15 protein-coding genes and 1 tRNA gene are annotated in these 20,965 nt (G+C 67.4%); 7 read left to right on the top strand and 9 right to left on the bottom strand.

What is annotated here, in order from left to right:
* The first annotated feature begins 40 nt into the window (after positions 1-40).
* A complete protein-coding gene (locus tag GXY15_13290) occupies positions 41-1,003 on the top strand; it encodes a sugar phosphate isomerase/epimerase (GenBank protein NLV42184.1) in 963 nt (320 codons plus the stop codon).
* 78 nt (positions 1,004-1,081) lie between these two features.
* Here GXY15_13290 and GXY15_13285 read toward each other — a convergent pair whose 3' ends face one another.
* The gene (locus GXY15_13285) at positions 1,082-2,806 is read right to left on the bottom strand and encodes a hypothetical protein (protein NLV42183.1); all 1,725 of its coding nucleotides are present in this window, start codon (positions 2,804-2,806) and stop codon (positions 1,082-1,084) included.
* A gap of 278 nt (positions 2,807-3,084) precedes the next feature.
* Between GXY15_13285 and GXY15_13280 the strand changes: the two genes are divergently transcribed.
* Positions 3,085-3,171, top strand: a tRNA-Leu gene (locus tag GXY15_13280).
* A 42-nt stretch (positions 3,172-3,213) separates the two neighbouring features.
* Here GXY15_13280 and GXY15_13275 read toward each other — a convergent pair.
* Positions 3,214-4,173 (bottom strand): serine/threonine-protein phosphatase, encoded by a 960-nt coding sequence (locus GXY15_13275; protein ID NLV42182.1) that lies wholly within the window; start codon positions 4,171-4,173, stop codon positions 3,214-3,216.
* A gap of 79 nt (positions 4,174-4,252) precedes the next feature.
* Positions 4,253-7,429, bottom strand: a complete 3,177-nt coding sequence (locus tag GXY15_13270) for a hypothetical protein (protein ID NLV42181.1) — start codon at positions 7,427-7,429, stop codon at positions 4,253-4,255.
* Positions 7,430-7,818: 389 nt separating this feature from the next.
* On the opposite strand from GXY15_13270, the gene GXY15_13265 reads away from it, so the two are divergent.
* Positions 7,819-8,676, top strand: coding sequence for a hypothetical protein (locus tag GXY15_13265; GenBank protein ID NLV42180.1), 858 nt, complete (start codon positions 7,819-7,821; stop codon positions 8,674-8,676).
* A gap of 19 nt (positions 8,677-8,695) precedes the next feature.
* Here GXY15_13265 and GXY15_13260 read toward each other — a convergent pair whose 3' ends face one another.
* The 3 genes from GXY15_13260 to GXY15_13250 all read right to left on the bottom strand — a co-directional run bounded on the left by GXY15_13260 (position 8,696) and on the right by GXY15_13250 (position 11,956).
* The gene (locus GXY15_13260) at positions 8,696-9,541 is read right to left on the bottom strand and encodes a ComF family protein (protein NLV42179.1); all 846 of its coding nucleotides are present in this window, start codon (positions 9,539-9,541) and stop codon (positions 8,696-8,698) included.
* A gap of 114 nt (positions 9,542-9,655) precedes the next feature.
* On the bottom strand, positions 9,656-11,461 hold the full coding sequence (locus GXY15_13255; protein ID NLV42178.1) for a Na+:solute symporter: 1,806 nt from the start codon (positions 11,459-11,461) through the stop codon (positions 9,656-9,658).
* 57 nt (positions 11,462-11,518) lie between these two features.
* Entirely contained in the window at positions 11,519-11,956 is a 438-nt protein-coding gene (locus tag GXY15_13250; protein ID NLV42177.1) for a hypothetical protein, read from the bottom strand.
* Positions 11,957-12,403: 447 nt separating this feature from the next.
* Here GXY15_13250 and GXY15_13245 point away from each other — a divergent pair, with 447 nt between their 5' ends.
* The 4 genes from GXY15_13245 to GXY15_13230 all read left to right on the top strand — a co-directional run bounded on the left by GXY15_13245 (position 12,404) and on the right by GXY15_13230 (position 18,572).
* Positions 12,404-13,519 carry a hypothetical protein gene (locus GXY15_13245; GenBank protein NLV42176.1) on the top strand — a complete coding sequence of 372 codons (1,116 nt, stop codon included), beginning with the start codon at positions 12,404-12,406 and terminating at the stop codon, positions 13,517-13,519.
* Between the two features lie 84 nt (positions 13,520-13,603).
* Entirely contained in the window at positions 13,604-15,277 is a 1,674-nt protein-coding gene (locus tag GXY15_13240; protein NLV42175.1) for an AarF/ABC1/UbiB kinase family protein, read from the top strand.
* A complete protein-coding gene (locus tag GXY15_13235) occupies positions 15,274-17,859 on the top strand; it encodes a hypothetical protein (protein ID NLV42174.1) in 2,586 nt (861 codons plus the stop codon). Before GXY15_13240 ends, GXY15_13235 begins: the two co-directional genes overlap by 4 nt.
* The gene (locus GXY15_13230; protein NLV42173.1) at positions 17,856-18,572 is read left to right on the top strand and encodes a hypothetical protein; all 717 of its coding nucleotides are present in this window, start codon (positions 17,856-17,858) and stop codon (positions 18,570-18,572) included. Before GXY15_13235 ends, GXY15_13230 begins: the two co-directional genes overlap by 4 nt.
* Positions 18,573-18,582: 10 nt before the next feature.
* Here the strand turns inward: GXY15_13230 and GXY15_13225 are convergent, their stop codons facing one another.
* From GXY15_13225 to GXY15_13215, 3 genes are read right to left on the bottom strand one after another with little or no spacing between them, the layout of a single operon-like run.
* Positions 18,583-19,968, bottom strand: a complete 1,386-nt coding sequence (locus tag GXY15_13225) for a hypothetical protein (protein ID NLV42172.1) — start codon at positions 19,966-19,968, stop codon at positions 18,583-18,585.
* Positions 19,969-19,999: 31 nt separating this feature from the next.
* Positions 20,000-20,335: an mRNA-degrading endonuclease gene (locus GXY15_13220; protein ID NLV42171.1), complete on the bottom strand. Its 336-nt coding sequence runs from the start codon at positions 20,333-20,335 to the stop codon at positions 20,000-20,002.
* Positions 20,336-20,584, bottom strand: a complete 249-nt coding sequence (locus GXY15_13215) for an AbrB/MazE/SpoVT family DNA-binding domain-containing protein (GenBank protein ID NLV42170.1) — start codon at positions 20,582-20,584, stop codon at positions 20,336-20,338. It lies immediately after the preceding gene.
* Positions 20,585-20,965: the final 381 nt, after the last annotated feature.

Raw genomic sequence — 20,965 nt, 5'->3', positions numbered from 1 at the left:
CCCGGACGTTCGCCGTCCGCACAACTGGAGGACTTGTTAGATGAAACTTGGCATGCTGACCGCGATGTACGGAGACAGGCCGCTGAAGGACGTGCTGGAGCTGATCCGCCCCCTCGGCCTCCAGACAGTGGAGCTCGGCACCGGAAACTATCCCGGCGACCCGCACTGCCCCCGCAAGGAGATGCTCGCCTCGAAGCCCAAGCGCGACGAGCTGCTGGCCACCCTCAAGGGCGAGGGGCTTGAAATCAGCGCCCTGAGCTGCCACGGCAACCCGATCCACCCGGACCCCGCCTTCGCCAAGGCGAACGCCGAGGTGGAGAAGGAGACGATCCTGCTGGCCGAGATGCTCGGCGTGAAGGTCGTCAACGGCTTCTCCGGCTGCCCCGGCTCCGACAAGAAGGCCACCAAGCCGAACTGGGTGACCTGCGCATGGCCGCCCGACTACCTTGAGATCCTGGACTACCAGTGGAACGAGGTGGTGATCCCCTACTGGACCAAGCAGGCGCAGTTCCTGAAGGACCACGGGGTGAAGTTCGCGTTTGAGATGCACCCGGGCTTCGTGGTGTACAACCCCGAGACGCTGCTCAAACTCCGCAAGGCGTGCGGCGCCAGCCTCGGCGCCAACTTCGACCCCAGCCACCTCTTCTGGCAGGGGATGGAGCCCTGCGAGGGCGTGAAGGCGCTGGGCAAGGCCATCTTCCACGTCCACGCGAAGGACTGCGTCGTCCACGGGCCGAACGCCGCGCTGAACGGCGTCAACGACGCGAAGCCGTACGGCGACGAGATCAACCGCTCGTGGATCTTCCGCACCTGCGGGTACGGCCACGACCTTAAGTGGTGGAACGACTTCTTCTCCACCCTGCGCATGGTCGGCTATGACGGCGCCATCAGCATCGAGCACGAGGACAGCCTCATGTCGAGCTGGGAGGGCCTCACAAAGGCGATCAGCTTCCTGAAGCAGTCGGTCATCTTCGAGAAGCCGACCGCCATGACCTGGGCCTGATCGCCCCCCAGCCCCGCGCTTCCGGAGCCGGGCCCGAAAGGGTCCGGCTCCTTGTCGTTGCGGGCGGCCCCGGGAGACTCAGCCGTCGTCCCTCCGGGCCGGCAGCACATGCCCGAGCCTTCGCAGCACCCGGAGAAACGCCGCAGTGTTTTCGGGAAGCACGGCCAGCCTGCAGGGACCCGCGGGCTGGCAGAGATTTTTTCCTTCGGAGTCGTGCGCGATCATCAGGGCCGTTGCCTCGTCCGAGGTCCGGTATATCTCCATGACGCCCTCGGAGTTCACCAGAAAGGCGCGCCGGAAGAGGTCGTCCAGAAACCGCCGGACTGTGGCGGGCACGGGGGTCAGACTCAGTCCGTCCAGAAACGCGGTGATTTCGCCGGGGAGCACCCCCGCCTCCAGCGCGGCTAAAAGGCGGGCGGGGTCCAGGACCCAGGCGTGGTCGCCGGTGCGGCAGGCAATCCGTCCCAGAAACACGGCGTCGGCGCCGTGGAACGAAGCCTTGTCCTGCACCACAACGTCCCGGTTCGGCAGGACGCTGAAGACCGGGCTGGCCGTTTGTTCCGGCGGCGCATAGTGGGCGTCCATGCCCAGGCAATACGCGCCGAGGCGGGTGATCCGGAAGAAGCGCAGGCCGTCATACCGGGAAAGATGGTTCACCGTCCACCCTCCCGGAATGTCCCGGAAGTCGTCCCGGGCACCCTCCGGCGTCACCCAGGCAATGTCCACCATTCCCAGGGTGGCCATGTACTCCCAAAGAAGCGCCATGATAAACCGGCCCTGGATGACGCTCCATTTCACCGGCCCGTACCCAAGGCAACCATGCGCGGAGTCTGTTATGTAGAGTTTCGCCGTTTCGGTGGTGACGTGGAAATCGAACCCGCCCCCCCGGCAGTGCCGGAAGAAATCCTCCAAGGCGACCCATTTGCCCACGGGGCAAAAGGCGAGGGCCTCCGTGACGCGTTTACGGCCGGCCGGGGCGCTGTTTCCCCCCCATCTCGGGGAGCGCTTCCCCTTGAGGGCCGCAATCCGGGTGAACTCGTCCAGGATGTCCGTGTCCGCCCAGCTCTCCCACGCGCGCTTGATGGTCCGGTGCGGCGGCTTCGCAAGGGCTTCGCGTCCCGCCTTGGTCAGGGAAAGCGGGGCCGCCTTGCGGCGGACAAGGCCCGCAGCCTGCAGGATGAGGGGCCACGCAAACGCGCGGATGAAATCCTCCGCCCGCGTCGCCTCGATCCTGTTCACGAAATCCCCGTCCAGCAGCACGCTGTGGACGGCCCGCGTGCCCGCAACGGCCGGCCGCCCCGTGGTTTTGCCGGCCGCCACCCCTCCGGCGTCAATCAGGCGGAGCGTGGCCAGCAGGTCATGAGCGGCGGCATCCATGGTCTCGCACACCCGCAACGGGCGCTCTTCGGGCGCATCCCCTGTGCCGGGGCAGGAAACGGTTTCCGGCAGACTGTCCCGGCAGGGAACGGGCGGAATCACCGGCGGCGGAACGAACGCCGCGAAGCGCCGCTTCAAGTCACCGGGCATGGACTCCCGTGTGAATAGAAGATCCAGCCTGTGCCAAGTCTTCTGCCCTGCGGGGGCGCGGTTGAATGCCTGGTTCATCTGGGGTGCCGCCCCGTATCGCAGGACGAATTTCTCCAGATCAAGCATGTGGCCGTCCCCATGCGAAACCACTGACACCGCCATCCGGGACAGCTCATCCAGCTCCTCGTAGTACCGCTTCAGACCGTCCCCCTCCAGCAGCCCCTCCAATAGGGCGATGCTTTCCTCCTTGCTTCCGGGCCACAGGCCGGCAACCATATGAACCAGAATCCTGAGTTCGTCGCCTGCGCGCGTCACGAGCGCGCTCCGCAGCGTGTCGTATCTGCAACGCGCATAACTGTGATGTCGCCACATAAACCCTTCTTCTCCTGCGCCCGCAGGGTGTCTGCGGCCGGTGTTTCTCATCTGTCCCCCTCCAGAGTATGCACGCGCGGGGGTGCCGGTCAAGGGGGTCTTCAGGGAGCTGGTCCCCTCATGGGCGACCCGGTGAAAAATTGACACGGAACCGGGTCTTGGGGTAAGATACGCCCGCCTTCGCCGGAGTGGTGGAATTGGCAGACACGCATGGTTCAGGTCCATGTGCTCGCAAGGGCGTGAAGGTTCAAGTCCTTTCTCCGGCACCATAAAGAAATCAGGCCCGCGCCCCCCCGGCGCGGGCTTTTTCGTCACATGCCCAGCGCCCTCAGGAAGTACCCGGCCGCCGCCGCAAACAGCCCGTAGACGAAGAGCGCGGCCACGTTGAGCAGGGACACCTCGGCCATCGCTTCCCGGAGCCTGCGCAGGGCGCGCCCCGCGGCGCTCGGCCGGATAAACGCCACAACCGCGGTGATGTTGTCCCGCCCCCCGTTGCGGTTTGCCAAGTCCACCAACTCCCGCGCAAGCGTCTCCGCGCTCTCGGGGCGGGCGAGGACGGCCGCAATTTCATCGTCAGGAACCATGTTGATCAGGCCGTCCGTGCAGAGCATCAGCAGGTCGCCGGACCGCACTTTCCAGGTGTAGACGTCGGCCTCCACTTCGGGGTCCGTGCCGATGGACCGGGTGACAAGGTTCTTCCGCTTGTCCTTGGCGGCGTCCTCGGGGGTCATAAGCCCCTGCTTCACCTGTTCGTCCACCCAGGAGTGGTCCTCGGTCTTCGCGAGAATCTCCCCGTTGCGCACATGGTACGCGCGCGAGTCCCCCACGTTGCAGACCCACGCCGTGCCGTGCTTCACGAAGGCGGCGAGCAGGGTCGTGCCCATGGGCCGGCCGGTGTCAACGAAGTCCTGGTTGGTCTTGAAAATGCTTTCGTTGGCCCGCCGGAACGCCTCGCGCAGCAGGACGTGCCAGTCCTTCGTGTCTTCCCATCCCCGGACCTCTTCGGCGACGGCGGCGGACTCTCCTTCCCTTGCGGGGACGGCGGGGTCACCCGAACCGCACCCCTTCAAGAGATCGCCCACGAGGGACACCGCAAGCTTGGAGGCCATCTCTCCCCCGAAATGGCCGCCCAGCCCGTCCGCCACCACGAGCAAGACGCCGTCGGAGGACCATTCCGGGGAATCCTCCCCCGCCGGAAACACCCCAAAATTGTCCTCGTTTTTCTGTTTGCGCCTGCCGATGTCCGTCAGGCCGGATATTTCGAACTCCATGCTCTCTCTCCCTGAAAATGCGGCCGGACCCATCCTGTGCCCGCTCCAACCGCCTCTCTGTGCCAACGCACCCCCCGGATTACTCTTCCGTCTTGGGGCTTCGCTCGATCTTGAAAACCCGCTTTCCGCCCCCCTCCTCCGTCTGTGTTTCAGCCGGCCCCTTGTATGCCGGCCCAAAATTAAAGTTCGGGTCCACCGGCACCACCTCCGGAATCTTCGGCAATGCCGGTCTCTCCTTGGTCTCCGCCGCGTCCGGTGAAGGCACCTTTGTCTCCGGAGCCGGTGACGCCGCCGCACCATCCCCTCCGGAGGCCGGAGGCGCCTTCTCCGGCACCACGCCGCCCACCGTTGCGTCCGGGGAAACTTCCGGCGTTTCCTGTTTTCCAGAAGATACGCCTGTCCCGTCGGGCAATTCCACCTTGTCCAGCCGCTCCATCCGGAACACGCGGGACCCGGCCCTCCGGGCGCGCTCCTCATCCGATTTCCGGGCGCCCGGCCCAAACTGGAATCCGGGCACCTCCGGCACGGGCAGGACATCCCCCGTGTTTCGGAAGCCGCTGAGGTTCTCGATCTTGAAGACGCGGCCGCCGGAGGGGCCTTCCGCCTCCGCGTCCCCGGGCGCGGGCGCGGCCGCTTCCCCTCCGTCCGTCTGGTCATGCCGCTCAAACTTGAAGGTGCGCCGGGCCATGTCCCCCTGCAGTTGCCGATTGTCCCCGAGGAGCACATCCAGACCCAGCGGCGCGCCGGAAGGCGGTGGCGCCGCCTCCTCCCCCTGCGCGTCTTCCGGTGTCGCGGCAGGCGCGGGAAGAAGTTCCGCGGGTCCGACCAGCGCGTAGGCTTTCGCGGGCGCGTCGTGCCTGCCGCGGAAGAGCCGGTTCGCGGCGTCGCATTCCTGCGCCGGAAGCGGGTACCAGTCCATGCCCTCCTCCAGGGCGAAAAGGGAAAGCCCGCCCAACCCGGCATCTGGGCACATTTCCGGTGCCAGCTGCATCACAATGTCCACGGCGGTCGGCACGCCCGCCGGCACGCGCTCGGGCAGGACATAGAGCGAGAACGCGGCCTTGCCTTCGGGCAGCGCGGCGGGGGCTTCAACGCGCGTGACGGCGCGGGCACGGATGGGGGCGGCCCCGGTGAGGGTCAGAGAGCCCGTGACCCCCGGGGGCAGCAGCGTCACGCGGAGGCCGGTGGCGGATTCGGCATAGCGCAGCACGCTTTCGGTGGCGTAGCGGACCGGCTTGAAGCGCCGTTCCAGCAGCAGGTCCATCTGGTCCGCGTAATGGGGGGAGTCGGGGTCTTCGGAGCTTCCAAAGGGGGACACGCTTACCGCCTCCGGCGTCTCCCCAAACTGCACCGCGAGGGCAAGCCCGGTCCCGTAGGCGGCCTGCCATTTTCCGCCCTCATAGGCGCTGTCGGACAGAAGAAGGACCGGCTCACCCGTGGCGGCCCCGGGCGCGGCGGCCTCGCGGGCGCCGCGCCGCAGCGCGTGCACGTCGCCCCAGGGGACCGAAAGGGTCTGAAACTCGTTCTGCAGGACGCGCGCGGCGTCCCCCGCGGCGCGGATCATGGCATCCTGCGCCTCCGGGGATCCGGACCCGATCCAGGCATAGAGCGCGGCGTCCCCCGCGCCCACGGCCCCCGCCTGCCCCCGGAGCATGGCCCACCACACATGGTAGAAGGTCATCCCGGTGGAGGCGGCGTCCGCGGTGAAGTTCCACCCGCGCATCAGGTCCAGCCCGGCGGCCATGTCGGGATGGGCCGACTGCACCAGGTCAGGGCGCTTCTCCGCCAGCGTGAGCAGCAGGGGCACGGCGTCCATGGCGGCGGGCACCACCGTGTCGTAGAGCATGGACTGGTTGTCCCGGAACGACCGGGTGCCGACGCCCAACAACTGCCGGACACGGCGTCCCCGGTAGGCGTCGGGATCGCGGGCCAGCCAGGCGGGCCAGTTTTGCGGGCCGAAGGGGGGCTCGGCCGTGGCGAGCCAGGGCGGGCCGCCCGATGCCTGAAGCCAGCCCGACGGGGGATTAAGGATGGAAGGCAGGGCGTCCGGGGCCACCAGTTCGCCCCAGCCGAGCAGATCCACGCCCATGGGAAGCGGGCGGTCGTACACCAGCGGCCCCACGCCCATCTGCGCCTGCAGTTCGGGGGAAATCTCTTTCCGCAGCCCGGTCAGGGCGTTGTAGAGGTAGAACAGGCTCCCCTCCCGGTCCGCGCACAGCACATGGAAACAGGGAAGCTGGGCCATGCCCAGGGCCGCCTGAAACTGCGCCGTGTTCCGCGCGCGCCCCATCTCCACAAGCTGGCGGATGCCGCCCGTCAGGCCGTAGCCGCCGATCCGCCAGGAAAAGAGCCCGCCCTGCGCCCCCTCCAGGATCGGGCCGCGCGGGCTCGCCGCCGTGGGCACATAGCGCTCTTCTAGCCCGCTCTCCGTGCGCACGTAGTACGGCTGGGCCGACGCCATGTACTCCAGCAGCATCACCGCCTCCGGGGGCACCGGGGCCTCCTCGGAGACGCGGGGGTCGCGCGGGTTTGCCGCGTCGCCGCCCGTTGCCGCCTGCTCGTCGTACACGTCGGCGAAATCGGGGAAGTTCGGGGTCAGCCCCCAGCCGAGGGAGGCGTTGAACCCCTGCACCACGGCGGGAATCCCGCGCAGGGCCGCGCCGTAGACGTTCAGGTCGTCCAGCACCAGATGGGCCTCGAACCACTGAAAAGGCCCCTCATAATAATGGTGCGGATTGATCACCAGGGTGGCCTTGTTTTCCTCCGTGCGGGACGGGGCGAGGGCCCAGCAGTTGCCCGTCTCCATGGCGGGGGCGTTCCGGTACACCCCGGGGAGGTCCAGCGGCGCGAAGCTCATGAGAAAGGCGTGCCAGAGCGCGAGAATGTCCTTCGGCTGCACCCCGTCCGCCCAGGCGGGCGTCTTGTCGGGGCGGTCCACCAGAAAGGCGTTCACGCCCAGGGCAAAGCCCTCGCACAGGTCGCGCGTGACGGGATCGGCCGTCGGCCAGGCCGCCTCAGCAATGCGGGCATGCCCCATCCGGAGCGAGAACTCATCGGACGGGGCGTAGGCGGGACCGAGCACCGCGGCCAGCCGCCCGTTCGCCATGCGGTACGCCAGCAGCATCGGCTCCAGATGGTCCTCCGCCTGCGCATAGCCGAAGGCGAACCCCAGCGCCAGCGGCGTCTCCGCAAACACATGCGGCACCCCCCACTCGTCGCGGTACAGCGACGCCTGGCCCCAGAGCGACGCGGGCACCACCGGCGCCTGCGCCCCCGCGGGGGGTGCAGCCGGAAAAAGGAACAGCAACCCCGCGCCGATGGCGGAACAACGGAGGAGAATGGCAGAAGTGAGCCGCATTCCGTGATTATATGCGAACCCGCGGCGAAAAAGGGACAACCGTCTTCGCCCAACGTCCCCAGTGGACAGATGCAAACGTTTGCGATGCGGCGAAGGGATCCGTCCTGCCGCATTCGGGCGCTTGCCGGGCACGGCCGCTTTCGCTATGATCATCCTGAAGGGTCCACAGTGGACCCGCGCGCCTGTTTCCGGGGAGAGAGATCATGCACGTGCTCCTGATAGCGGCGGCTTTCTGTACTGTAGGATTCAACACGGTGATTCCGGTGCGATTGGGTTCTCCGGAAGACATGAAGGCCTCCAATGAAATCTACCGCGAAGCCACGGAGAACAGGACACATTTCGTTCTCGGGGCCAACGGAGAAATCATCTTCCCCTCCGACACTCCCGCATCTGTCATGTGGGGGGCCGTTCAGAACTACACCGAGAAGGACGGCCACCTGCTGATGTGGGCCCCCTTTCACTTCCAGCTTGCCGAGGTGCTGCGGAGCGGGCGCGTGGTTGTGCTCCGCAGGACCTTTCGGGTTGAAATGCCCTATGTGTCCGAGGGCATGCTCGAGCAGAAAACGATGCATGTGTGGCCGGGCCTCTTTGCAGAGTTTCCGACCCGATGGCCCTTCTTCACCAACGGCGTCCCCGCGCCCGCGCCGCCCGGAACCGTGCTCTGCCGGAGTCTCGAGGAGAACGCCCCGGCACCCCCACCGCCCCCCGGTGCCCTGCAGTGGCTGATGCTGGGGAGCTCCGGGGAGCTGATCGCCCCGGCGGAAAACACCGCCATGCCCGCGAATGTGCTGTGGGTGGTTCCCTCCGCCCAGCCCGGAGAGCTGGACCTGATCCACAGCGGTCCGCTGCATTCCGGACTGTACGCGCATGTGTGTTCCGATGGAAAAATGCTCTACGGGGAGCGGCGGCGGGCCGATCCGCCCCTCTACGCCATTGCGCGCGAGTTCAGCCTCGCAGCTCCCGGCGGAATATGGAGGTACCCGTCCCACTGGCCGTTTTTCACGGATCTGGATCATTCCGCGCTGGCCTGCATCCCCCCTGGATGCGGAGTGGAGCCAGTCGGCCTTGCGCCCGATGATGTCACTGTGGTTGTGGGGGCAGACGGAAAGGTAACCGTCCATCCCAAAAAAATAACGGTCGAATAGGACGCCGTTCTCATGCCCATCACCACCGGGTGCGCGGCACGGCCAGGGCGAAGGCGAGGACGTCCACCCGGGCGGCCCCGGCCCGGCGGAGCACGCGGGCGCATTCGGTGACGGTTTCCCGGGTCGTCACCACGTCGTCCACCAGCAGGATGGTCTTCTTCTTTACGGAGTCGCCGGTGACGGCAAAGGCCCCGCGCACGTTCTCGGCGCGCTCCTTGGGCTTGAGGCGGCTCTGGGCGCGTGTCGGGCGCACGCGGATGAGGGAGCTGTCCAGCGCCGCCCGTGGGAACTCGGACAGCACCTCCTGCGCGAGGAGCAGGGACTGGTTGAATCCCCGTTGCCGGAGGCGCACAGGGTGCAGGGGCACGGGAATGACGAGGTCGTAGAGGCCGGTATCCATGCGCTCCCGCACCATGTCGCGCAACGCCTCCCCCATCGGGCGGGCCAGTTGCCGCCGCCCGCCGAACTTGAACAGCTTCACCGCCGTTTTCACCACGTCATCGTAGACGGCGGGGGCGAACACCCGCTCCACCCGGGGATGCTTCGTCTCCCGGCAGTCGGCGCAGGGGAAATGCTCCGGCGCGTTGCCCAGGGCGATCATGCCGGGATGGGGTCTTCCGCAGCAGGTGCAGTAGGGCGGCTCGATCCACGGGGCGCGCATCCAGCAGTCGGGGCAGAAGAAGACGTTGTCCTCCGTAAGAATCCGGGCGCCGCACGCCTTGCAGTAGACGGGCAGAAAAAGATTCTTGAGCGCGAGGGCCCAGTCCGGCCACGCGGCGGCCGCGCGCGCGAACCATGACGGTGTCCCGGCTCCGCCGGGCACGGCGGGCTCAGACGGGTTCGCCGCCATGGAGACGCGCCGCATTGTTGTGAAGCATGTCCTTCACGGTTTCCCCCGCGGCCTCCGCATCGAGCCCGCACTCCCTCCCCCGGGGCGACACGGCATCCCACACCGCGCGCCGGGTGGCCCCGCCGCCGCTCATCCCTTCTGCGCCTCCTCTTCCGGTGACTGAAGGAGCTTCGGCCAGGCTTTCGCCAGGGCCAGGGAGGCCGCCAGCGCGATAACCGTGGTCACAGACGCGAGGCCGTACTGTCCATAGAGCCAGTAGCCGGTGGCGAAAAGCGCGCCGTAAATGGCGACGCAGCCCAGCGCCATGCACAGGATGCCTTCAGGCACCCGCCACCGGGTGGAAGGGTGCATGCCGCCGTCCGCCCCAGCCTGCGCCGCAATGGCCTTCCACCCCGGCCCTCCCGGATGCACCCGGCGGTAGAACGACAAGAGAACACTCCTGTCCGTCGGGGTGGTCACAAGCATGACCACCATCCACCCCAGGGTGGTGATACTGACGCCCGACAGAAGTTTGACCCACTGCGCCAGGGGATAGCCAGCCTTCCCGGCGGCAAAGAACCCCACCGCCACAAGGAAAGAGATGACCATGGCGGCGATTTCCGTGGCGGCGTTGATCCGCCACCAAAACCAGCGCAGGATGAAGAGCAGGCCCGTGCCCGCGCCCACCTGGAGCATGAGGTCGAAGTTGTCCTTCGCCGACTCCAGCACCAATGCCAGGAGACCGGCCATCACCATGAGGACGCAGGTAATGACGCGCCCCACCATGACCTGGTCTTTCTCAGACGCGCCGGGGCTCACAAAGCGCAGATAGAAGTCGTTGACCACATACGACGCCCCCCAGTTCAGGTGGGTGGAAATGGTGGACATGTACGCCGCGATCAGCGAGGCGACCACAATCCCCAGCACTCCCGGCCCCAGAAACGTGAGCATGGCCGGGTAGGCCATGTCGTGGTTCACGATGTTCGCCGCGTGGGGGAAGGCGGCCTTCAGGGAGTCAATGGTGGGGAAGACCAGCAGGGAGCACAGCGCCACAATGATCCACGGCCAGGGACGGAGGGCGTAGTGGGCCGCGTTGAAGAAGAACACCGCGCCGACGGCGTTCTTCTCGTCCTTCGCCGCCAGCATGCGCTGGGCGATGTACCCGCCGCCGCCGGGCTCCGACCCCGGATACCACACGCTCCACCACTGCACCGCCAGGGGCAGGACAAAAATGGACACCAGCACGGATTTGTCGCCGGAGGCGAAATCCGGGAAGATGGACAGTTTGGAGGAAAGCTCCGGGTGGCTCAAGAGCCCCTGCAGCCCGCCCACCTCCGGCCTTCCGAGGGCCACATAGGCCGCGCACACGGCCCCCACCATCGCGATGGCGAACTGAAGGAAGTCCGTGATCAGCACGCCGCGCAGGCCGCCCAGGGAACTGTACGCCACGGTGATCACGCCCGCCACGACCACGGTTTTCATGGGGCTCATGTTCAGCATGACGCTGCCGATCTTGATGGCGGCCAGCGTCACGGAGGCCATGATGATGGTGTTGAAGAACACGCCCAGATAGAGCGCCCGGAACCCGCGCAGAAACGCGGCCGACTTTCCGCTGTACCGCACCTCGTAGAACTCGACGTCCGTCAGCACGCCGGAGCGCCGCCACAGCTGGGCGTACACAAACACCGTCAGGAGGCCCGTCAGCAGAAAAGCCCACCACTCCCAGTTTCCCGCCACGCCGTTCCGCCGCACGATGTCCGTGACGAGGTTGGGCGTGTCCGTTGAAAAGGTGGTCGCCACCATGGACACACCCAGCAGCCACCAGGGCATGCTCCGTCCGGCGGCAAAAAACTCCTCCGAACTCGACCCGGCTTTCCTTGTCACGGCCACGCCAATGGCCAGCGACACGGCAAAAAACAGGAGAATGATCACCCAGTCAATGGGTTGAAGAAGCATCGTGATACTCCGGGGTTCTTTCACCTGGTCTGTCACCGGCATAACCGCCGGAGGGGCCTACTGGACGCGCGTGAGGGTCCAGGAATCCCCCAACACAAGCGCGTCGGGGCGCAGGGTGTCCGTGCCCAGCTGTAACTGGAGCGCATCCCCCGACAGCTCGTAAATGCCCAGCCAGGTTCTGGAGTCATTGCCGCGCACCACGGTGATGTCTATCTGCCTGGGCCGCTTGCCCGCCTTGATGCTGTAAGTCCCCGCGTCGCCGCTGTACAGGAGCCCCCCCTCCGTCGGAAAAGCCGCCGGCCCCTCATACAGGAACGCACCGTCCTGGAAGGTGAGGTAGATGTCATGGGAAAACCCGAGCAGGTCCACCACGCTGGTGTGCCATCTTCCCTGAATCTGGCAGGAGTCTATGCCGAAACACGCCACCCCGGGACATCCCGAAAGTCCCACCGAAACGAACAGGGAAACCGCCGCAACCAGGAAAGCACGCTTCATGATCTGATCCTCTTTGTCTTTGCGCCCGCCGTCCGGCCCGGATACAGTCCGGACCGCTCCGGCCCTCTATCAGAAGACATTCTAATGAAGGGGCTTCCGAAACGTCAAACCGGCTTCCGGATACGGTGCCCCCGGACCCGCGGAAAGGCGTGATCCTTCGCGTTCGCTCAGGGGCGCGGCAAGCGGCGCCCCTACGGGCGGTGATTAAAATGTTCTAGCGTTTTTCCGGGATGTGAGCGCGCAGGGGGCGCCGCCTGCTGCGCCCTCTTCTTTCACGGCACGACTGAGGGGGCGTTCCGTCCGTGGCGGCGCGCGCTTTCCACACGTCCGCACAACCTGCCGGATTCTATTTACCATCTGATTCCCGATTACGCCGTCCGGTTGAACGGCCGTCTTTCCGCGGATAAACTGTCTCCGTGACGCAGCCAGCCACCGGAGAGGAATTTCATGGCAACCCCTTCTCAGACGAATTGCGCCGGCTCCCGCAGGCATTTCCTGACAGCATGTGCTGCGGCGGCCCTGGGTGCGGCGACCACCCGGCCGGCCCGGGCGGCGCTCTCCCCTTCGGAAACGGAGACCGTGATGGCCCGTCTCCGCACGCCGAACAAGCACCCGTCACTGGTCCTCGCCCCCTCCTGGCAGGAGGGCGCGTATGACGCCCTCGCCGTGGACTGTCCTTTTGCCTTTGCGCACGACGGCGCCTTCCACCTGATGCATGTGGGCTTCGACGGCATTGGATACCGGACGGGCATCGCCCGGTCGGAGGACCTCATCCACTGGAAGAAAGAGGGGGTAATCCTCGACCGGGGGCCGGCGGGGTCGGTGACGGAGTACAACGCCGCCCTCACCTGGATTGTCCGCGACAACGACCTGTATGGTCCGGGAACGCTGAAGCGGGTGAACGGGCGGTTTCTGGGCACCTACCACGCCTATCCAAAGCCTGGCTACGAGACGGGTCCTGCGGCCATCGGCCTGTGCTGGAGCGATGATTTGCGCCACTGGACCGTGGAGCCCCCCTGCCTGCGGGCCTCCGACGCCGACGCGGGTCCCTGGGAGTGCGGCGGACTGTACAAGTCCTGCCTGGTGGAGCACGAGGGCACCTTCTTCATGTTCTACAACGCCAAGACCAAGGCAGAACCCTGGGTGGAGCAGACAGGGCTGGCAGTCTCGACGGACCTGAAGACCTGGACGCGCGCCGCCGGGAACCCCCTGCTTCCCGTGGGATCCAAGGGGGCCGTGGACGACGTCTTCTGCAGCGACCCGGCGGTGGTCCGGGTGGACGGCCTGTGGGCCCTGTTCTTCTACACCCTCTCCAGCGACGGCAAAGCGCGCGACTCGGTGGCCCTGTCCAAAGACCTGAAGACCTGGCAGAAGTCCGGCGAGATCCTCGTGGACGTGGGCGCGCCCGGCGAGGTGGACGCGCGCTACGCCCACAAGCCCTCCGTGATCACGCGGGACGGGCGGCTGTGCCATTTCTACTGCGCCGTCGCCCCGGCGCCCGAGCGCGCAGTGGGGCCGCACAAAACCTCCGAAACGCGGGGCATCGCCGTGGCGTTCTCCTAAGCGGACGCCCCGCACGGCGGTGATTATGTACAATGTCGCCCGGAGAACGCGGCGCGTCAGGCGCCGACGGGAAAGGCGCTCGCCATGATGTACACACGCCTCGGCAGGAACACGGTCAACGCGGTCCGCCTCGCCGAAATCATGCAGGTGCTCGTGCGCCACGGTTTCGCCGATCTCCTGAACCGGGCCGGATTCTACGACGGCCTGCCCGCGCGGCTCCTGCAGGGGCTGAACCTCATGAACGCCCCCGTGGGCGAGGCGGCCACGCTGGGCCAGCGGCTGCGGGAGGCCCTGGCGGAGCTGGGCCCCACGTTTGTGAAAATGGGGCAAATCCTCAGCACCCGCCCGGACCTGGTGGGCGCGTCCATCTCCCAGGAACTGGTGAGCCTCCAGGACCGGGTGCCCCCCCTCCCCTGGGAGATCATGAGCCTGCGCATAGAGGAGGCGCTCAACGTTCCCCTCGACGAGGTGTTCGCCTCCATAGACCAGAAGGCTGTGGCGTCAGCCTCCCTGAGCCAGGTCTACCGGGCCGTCCTGAGGACGGGGGAACAGGTGGCCGTCAAGGTGCAGCGGCCGGACATTGAGAAGGCCATCGAGTCGGACCTCAGCCTGATGCGCTCGGCCGCCGAATGGATCGCCGACCACCTGGAGGAAACCCGGCTCTTCGACCCCGTCGGCATCGTGGACGAGTTCGCGCGCAGCATCCGGCGGGAGCTGGACTTCACCATCGAGGCGATGGTCGTGGAGCAGTTCGCCCGGAACTTCGCCGACGACCCCCGGGTGATCATACCCAGGGTGCACCGGCAGCACTCCTCCCGGCGCCTTCTCATGCTGGAGTGGATTGACGGGGTGCGCGCGGACAGTCTGGAGGACTACCCCGGGCGGAACTCAGACCCCAAGACCGTCGCCGTGCAGGGCTGTGAGATTCTCTGCAGGATGGTTTTCGAGCACCGCCTTTTCCACGCCGACCCGCATCCCGGAAACATTTTCGTGGTAAACGACAACCGGATCGCGTTTCTCGACCTGGGCATGGCGGGCCATCTGGAGGAGGCGGACATCGTCCTCATCGCCGACCTGTTTCACGCCATTTTCCGCGGCGATTCCCGGGCCTGCATGGAGGCGGTGCTTCAGTTGACCGCCCAGGGGGATCCCGACCGGCCCGAGGCCCTCCAGCACGAGCTGGCCGAGTTCATCGCCTTCGAGGCGCCCGCCATCATCAGCGGCGGACGGGCCCTGCGCGGCCTGGAGGCAACCGTCCAGATCATGCGCCGCCACAACCTCGAGCCGGCCCCCCGCTTCTCCCTGCTGATCAAGGGGCTGGCTACCATAGAGGTCGTCGGACGGTCCCTCTGTCCCGATCTCGACATGCTCCCCATTCTCCAGCCCTATCTGCAAAGGATCGTGCTGGCGCGCTACTCCCCGTCCAGCCTGCTGGCGCAGGCGCAGGCGCAGGCCGGATCCCTCGCGCGCCTTGGCCGGCAGGCCCCCGAGGACATCACCGTGCTTCTGCGCCAGCTCCGGCGGGGAAAGCTGAAATTCCAGATTCACCATGAGCATCTGGAGAACCTCTCCAACACCATAGACCGCTCCAGCAAGCGGAACGCCGTCGCCATGGTCATCGCGGCGCTGGTGGTGGGTTCGAGCCTGCTTGTGACGACCAACAGCAGCATGGTCCATCTCGGCGTCGCCGGGTATCTCGTCGCCGGGGCGCTCGGGTTCATGCTGGTGATTTCCATCCTCTGGGGCAAGGGAATATGACGCACGGCAGGGAGGTATCCTTCCGTCTCCTGCTGCGGGTCGCCGCGGCCGGGTGGGTCTGCGCCCTGGTGCTGTCGTTGTCGCCCCTGACGCTTGACCCCGCCTCCCCGCCGAAAGCCATGATCACCGCGGTGTTTGGCGGGGCGTTCCTGCTCGCGGCGGGTTTCTCCCGAACGCGCGCGGCGCGCACCCCGCCCTTCGTGGCGATGGTCTGGGTGTGGGTGGCATGGCAGGCCATGTGCGCCGCGCGCTCGCCTTTTCCCCAGAACGCGCTGTTTTCCCTCCATTTTCCCGTGTTCCTCGCCCTGGCCGCCACCGCCGCTGCCTGGTGCATGCGGACCCCCGCGCAGCTTTTCCGCTGGACGGGGTGGTTTCTCGCCGCCATGACGGCGGCCGCAGGGTATGCCCTTGCGCAGCGTCTTGGCCATGACCCTTTTCCCTGGTCCACCCGTGAGGTGGCGGAATACCGCCTGCTGCCCGCCACCTTCGGCAACCCCAACATCGCGGGGCACGCCCTGGCGCTGGGAATCGTCGCCGCCGCGGTCCTGGTCCCGCGAAACCGCCTTGCCCTGATCCCCCTGGCCGTCCTGCTCCTGCATCTCCACGCCACCCGCATGCGCGGGGGGCCTCTGGCGCTGGCGGCGGCGGCCGTGCTGTTTGTCTCGTTTCACCTTGCGGGCCGCCGGGTCAAGGCCCCAGCCGCCCGCGCGGCCGCCTCCCTCCTGCTGGCCGCGCTGGTGCTGTCCGCGGGCGCGGGGCTTCTCATGGCCCGAAACCACGCGCGGGAGGGGCTTTGGTTCCCCAGCGACGGGTCCATGGTGCTCCGGTACAACGGCTGGTTCGGCGCGGCGGAAATGTTCCGCGACCATCCCGTGACCGGTGTCGGCCCGGGGAATTACGCGCTGTCCAACGCGGAATACTGGACCCCCTTCGAGCAGCGATGGTTCGCCCTCAAGGGCATGAAGAACTTCCACGCGCACAACGAGTACCTTGAGACTGCGGCCGAAACAGGCCTGCCCGGCCTGTTTCTCTTCCTCTGCCTGATTGCCTGGCCGCTTGTCGCGGGGCTCCGCCTCGCGGCGCACGGGCCCACACCGGACCACCGGCGGACCGGATGGATCTGCGCGCTCGCGGCGTTTGTCGTGGCGGTGGACGCGCTCTTCGGTTTCAACCTCCACACCCCGGTGGCGGCCGGGTTCCTCTTCTTCGTTTCCGGCGCGTTGGCGGGCATCCTGTCCCAGCCCACCGGCGTGGAGACGGCGCCGCAGGGAGCCCTGTCCCGCGCGCGCCCCGGCCTGCGCGGGGCGGCCGCGGCGGCGCTTGCCGTTCTGGTCCTGGCGACGGGCGTCTTGCAGTACCGCGCCGAATCGAGCGCCCTGTGGGCCTCCGGACTTCTCCAATGGGTCCGGTCTCAGGGGGAACGTGTCGCCTTGACCGACCAGACGGTCCGCGCAGCGCGCGCGCGCCTGGATGAAACCCGCCGGACATTCCCCTGGGATGCCCGGTTTCCGCTGGCCGAAGGGCAGCTTCTCCTGGCGGCGGAGGCGCCCGGCCGGGCGGTGCCCGCGTTTGCGGAGGCCGCGCGCCGCGCGCCGGGGAATCCGGAGGCCTGGACCGGTCTGGCCCGCGCCCTGACAACCCAGGCGGAACACACCCCGAAACGCCAGGGAAAGGCGTTTGTGCTGCGGCGCGCCGCCGAGGCTGCCCGCAGGGCGGAAACCCTCTGCGGCGGACATCCGGAGGCGCAGGAGTGGCTTGCGCGCGCCTGTGCCGCGCAGGTGCCCCTGGCGCCGGACAAGGCGGAGAAGACGGTATGGCGGCGCCGGGCGCTGGCGCATTTCAAGGCCGCCCTCCAAGGGGGGCCCCCGACGGACCCGAAGGTGTTCCGCATTCACGCCCGGATGGCGCTGGCCCTGAGACAGGGCAGGCAGGCCGCGGCCGTCCTGGCGCGGGGGCTGTCCCGGGACCCGTCCGACACGGTCCTGTGGGGTTTTCTCGAAGGGGTTCCCGGAAGACCGGAGACAGATGCTCTGTTGCTCCCGGCCATCCGGGACGCCCATGCCCGCCTGTCCGTCCAACGCTCCGGAAACCCGCAAACGCGGATAGCGGCCGCCTGCCGGCTGCTGGTCCTGTCCCATGCGGCATCCCCCGAAGATGCCTTCGCCGCAGCCCTGGTGCGGGAGAGCGTGGCCGCGCATCCCGATCATCCCGGCATTCTGGAACTGCTGGAACGGCTTTGTCCCGACGGCCAGGCAGGCATGAACACCGTCCCAGAAATACTTCACCGTTTATTCCCGGAGAAGCGCCCCGCCGGACTGCCCGCACACACGCTTGCCGGATATGGGGAACCGCTCGACTCCATGTCGCTGGGTTCCGCTCTGGACAGCCTGGAAGGGGCGCTCATGAGGTATCCGACCGCCCTTGCCAGGGACGGAATCCGCACGGCGCTGCTGCATGTTCTGGAGCGTCTGGAGCGGGCGGCGGCGTCCCTGCCCCCCGAGGCGGTTCCCGCGGCGAGCATGCAGGAACTCCGCAAACGCATCGCGGGGGATGATCCCGCCCCGACAGGGGGCCGGCCATGACCCCCCGGCGCGCGGAAATCATCACCGTCACCGTCCTCGCGGCGCTGGGCTGTCTGGCCTTTGTTTTGGCGGCGGCCGCGTTTCTCGCGGCGGGTCCCGACTTCCTTGCCCGGCGCGATGCCCGGGTGGCCGAGGTCACCCTGGGCGAGGCGGAGCGCATGGAAGCCGGCGGGCTGCTGGAGGAGGCGGAGCGGCGTTATGCGCAGTCCCTGTCCGAGGTCTTCGCCGGACCCGACAAGCGGGCCTATGCCAATCGCCGCCATGGGGAGCTGCTGCGCCGTCTGGGACGGTATGAGGAGGCCGCGGACGCGCTGGAGAGGGCCTGCTCCGGTCCTGAGCCCGACTGCTCGGCGAGGGAAGCCCTCCTGGACAGTCTGCTCCGCTCCGGGAGGCGCGCCGAGGCGGAGGCGGCGCTTGCCCTGTGGGCCTCCGACGGCGGCGAAACCGGGGAGCCCCCGGAACGGGCGGCCTTCCTGGCGGCCAAAGGGCGTATGCTGGAGGATTCGGGGAATCTGGAGGAGGCGCTGCGCTGCTACCGCGACGCGACGCGCCTGGACTGGGCGGGGGACGCGCACTATTTCGCCGGACGCCTGCTCATTGCCCGCGGCGAGACGGAAGAGGGCAAAAAACTGCTCCAACGCTACCTGCTCCAGGCGCCTGCGGCGCTCTATTGGGCCGAGGCCCTGGACCTCCTGCGCGGGCAGACGCCCTGACCGCCCTCTCCTATTCGCCGAACTGCGGCAGGTAGGCCCTGTTCGCGGCGAGATAGTCGTCCAGCAGCGCCTGGGCCACCCTGGGATCGTCCACCATCGGATCAAGCGCCAGCGCCTGAAGGGCGAGCTTTCGGTCCCCCAGCACCGCCGCGTCCACGGCGAGCTGCACAACGGTGATCTGGCGGCGTACCAGCTCCGCCACCGCGTCGGGCAGGGCGCCCACGGCCACGCCGCGCGGCCCGCCCGACGCGACCACCGCCGGGGTCTCAACGATCGCGCCCTCGGGCAGGTTGGCGATTTGGCCCTCGTTGGGAAGGTTCAGCGCCTGCTCGTACAGGGGCTCGCCGGTGGCGATGGCGGCGATGACCTTCTCGGCCCGCTCGGAGTGCACGTGCTCCATGGACTCGATGGACATGCGCCCGGAGGCCATCGCCTCGATGCGCTCCCACATGACGTCCCGCTCCGTCACCGCGCCGTCCAGCGGGTACATCTGGACGTCGTAGTGCTCCCACCCGCCGCGCCGCGTGTTGTGCGTGTACGGGAGGTATTCCACCATGTGGCAGTCGCCCGGCACGGGGAAGACGCCGAAGATGCGGGCCATTTCCCTGGTGAGGGGCTCAAAGCCCGGATCGTGCGCGGCCGCGCGCTCCATGACCAGCGGATACAGGTCGCGCCCGCTGCCCTTTTCGCGGATGTGGAGCATCCAGGTGAAGTGGTTGGTCCCCGCCGCAACGACGTCCACCTTCTCCATGGCCGCCCCGGCGATGACCTTTTCCTGCGCCAGCGCCTCACGGTCGCGCCAGACGAAGCGGTAGCCGTCGGGCACCGGAATGTCCAGATCCTTCGACAGCAGGTTGCCCAGCATCATGTAGCCGAAGGCGAGCTGGTGGCAGATGCCGATGGCGCGCAGTTTCGTGTGGCGGTGGACCGCCGTGCAGATGCGCGCCATGGGGTTCGTGAAGTTCACCAGCCAGGCGTCCGGGCAGAGCCGCTCCATGTCGCGGAAGATGTCCATGACCACCGCAATGTTCCGGGCCGCGTGGATGAACCCGCCCGGCCCGCCGTTCTCGGCGTAATGCAGGATGCCGTGTTTCAGGGCGATGTCGTAGTCCGACTGCCAGCACTTCTCACGGTCCACGGCAATGGACAGCACGACAAAGTCCGCGTCCGGCAAAAGGTCGCGCCGGTCCGTGGAGCTTTGGACGGTGAACCCCGCGTCCCACTCGCGGTTAAGCCGCTGCGCCAGCGCGGCGACCTGTTTCAGGCCCTCCGCATTCAGGTCCACCAGCCCGAGTGTGGAACCGCGCAGCCCCGGCTCCCGCAGCAGCGACCCGAGCACGCTCAGCCCGAACGACGCGCTTCCCGCGCCAATGACAACAATCTTCGGTTTCCTCATGAGTCACTCCTTCCCTTCATCCGGTGTCCGGTCAGTAAATGCACGCGTCCAGCAGCGCCAGCGCCTCCTCCAGCACGGCGGCGGAGGCAACTCCGATGCGGCGGGCGTCCCGCGCGCGATAATCAATGGATTCTACCTGTTCCACCATCACGAATCCCGTGACCCGCGGGGCGTCCCCCACGGGAACGTGAAAGGGGTAGTTGCGGTCGGTGTTTGTGAGGGGGCACACCATGGCGAGCCCGGTCTTCCGGTTGAATTCCGTGTTGCTCAGGACCAGCGCCGGACGCCTCCCCCTCTGCTCGTGTCCGGACTGCGGGTCAAACGCCACGGAGATGTAGTCCCCTTTGCGGGGCGTGTATGCCGCCATCTACCACACCTCCCCGCCTTCCGGCCGCCCCCAGTCCTCTTCCGATGTCTTTCCGCGCGGGGGAACCCTGTCCAGAAGTTCCTTCAAACAGTAGCGGCCCCGCACCCGGCTCGCGGGCGTGATCCGTATCTCCCCCTCGTTCGCCGTGACAACCACCTCGTCGCCCACGGTGATGCGGGCCGCCTGAAGGAGTTCCCGCGAAAGACGGAGTCCCTGGCTGTTTCCCCATTTCTGGACCTTGGTCACCATGCTTTCATCTCCCATGTATACACATAGTATATCCCTTCGCGTCTGGGAAGTCAATGCGCCGGTTGCCCTCCCGGATCGCGGAACAAGCGACGGCCTATGCGTCCGCCCAGGGCGCGGCAAGCGGCGCCCCTACAAGAGGATTGCCCGGTGTTTTCGTGTGTGCCCGGGGCATGGGCGGGTAGGGGCGCAGCAAGCGGCGCCCCTACAAGAGGATTGCCCGGTGTTTTCGTGTGTGTCCGGAGCATGGGCGGGTAAAGGCGCAGCAAGCGGCGCCCCTACAAGAGGATCGTCCGGTGTTTTCGTGTGTGCCCGGGGCATGGGCGGGTAGGGGCGCAGCAAGCGGCGCCCCTACAAGAGGATTGCCCGGTGTTTTCGTGTGTG

The sequence above is a fragment of the Candidatus Hydrogenedentota bacterium genome (genome assembly GCA_012730045.1).
In the GTDB taxonomy this organism is placed as follows: Bacteria; Hydrogenedentota; Hydrogenedentia; order Hydrogenedentales; family CAITNO01; genus JAAYBR01.
Note: the sequence above shows the minus strand (reverse complement) of the source record. Positions and strands in the feature narration are given on the sequence as shown.

What these genes read in the sequence shown, in the direction of transcription:
- GXY15_13290 (NLV42184.1), top strand. Translation starts at nt 41, where the DNA reads ATGAAACTTGGCATGCTGACCGCGATGTACGGAGACAGGCCGCTGAAG.
- GXY15_13285 (NLV42183.1), bottom strand. Translation starts at nt 2,806, where the DNA reads ATGGTTGCCGGCCTGTGGCCCGGAAGCAAGGAGGAAAGCATCGCCCTA.
- GXY15_13275 (NLV42182.1), bottom strand. Translation starts at nt 4,173, where the DNA reads ATGGAGTTCGAAATATCCGGCCTGACGGACATCGGCAGGCGCAAACAG.
- GXY15_13265 (NLV42180.1), top strand. Translation starts at nt 7,819, where the DNA reads ATGAAGGCCTCCAATGAAATCTACCGCGAAGCCACGGAGAACAGGACA.
- GXY15_13260 (NLV42179.1), bottom strand. Translation starts at nt 9,541, where the DNA reads ATGCGGCGCGTCTCCATGGCGGCGAACCCGTCTGAGCCCGCCGTGCCC.
- GXY15_13255 (NLV42178.1), bottom strand. Translation starts at nt 11,461, where the DNA reads ATGCTTCTTCAACCCATTGACTGGGTGATCATTCTCCTGTTTTTTGCC.
- GXY15_13250 (NLV42177.1), bottom strand. Translation starts at nt 11,956, where the DNA reads ATGAAGCGTGCTTTCCTGGTTGCGGCGGTTTCCCTGTTCGTTTCGGTG.
- GXY15_13245 (NLV42176.1), top strand. Translation starts at nt 12,404, where the DNA reads ATGGCAACCCCTTCTCAGACGAATTGCGCCGGCTCCCGCAGGCATTTC.
- GXY15_13240 (NLV42175.1), top strand. Translation starts at nt 13,604, where the DNA reads ATGATGTACACACGCCTCGGCAGGAACACGGTCAACGCGGTCCGCCTC.
- GXY15_13235 (NLV42174.1), top strand. Translation starts at nt 15,274, where the DNA reads ATGACGCACGGCAGGGAGGTATCCTTCCGTCTCCTGCTGCGGGTCGCC.
- GXY15_13230 (NLV42173.1), top strand. Translation starts at nt 17,856, where the DNA reads ATGACCCCCCGGCGCGCGGAAATCATCACCGTCACCGTCCTCGCGGCG.
- GXY15_13225 (NLV42172.1), bottom strand. Translation starts at nt 19,968, where the DNA reads ATGAGGAAACCGAAGATTGTTGTCATTGGCGCGGGAAGCGCGTCGTTC.
- GXY15_13220 (NLV42171.1), bottom strand. Translation starts at nt 20,335, where the DNA reads ATGGCGGCATACACGCCCCGCAAAGGGGACTACATCTCCGTGGCGTTT.
- GXY15_13215 (NLV42170.1), bottom strand. Translation starts at nt 20,584, where the DNA reads ATGGTGACCAAGGTCCAGAAATGGGGAAACAGCCAGGGACTCCGTCTT.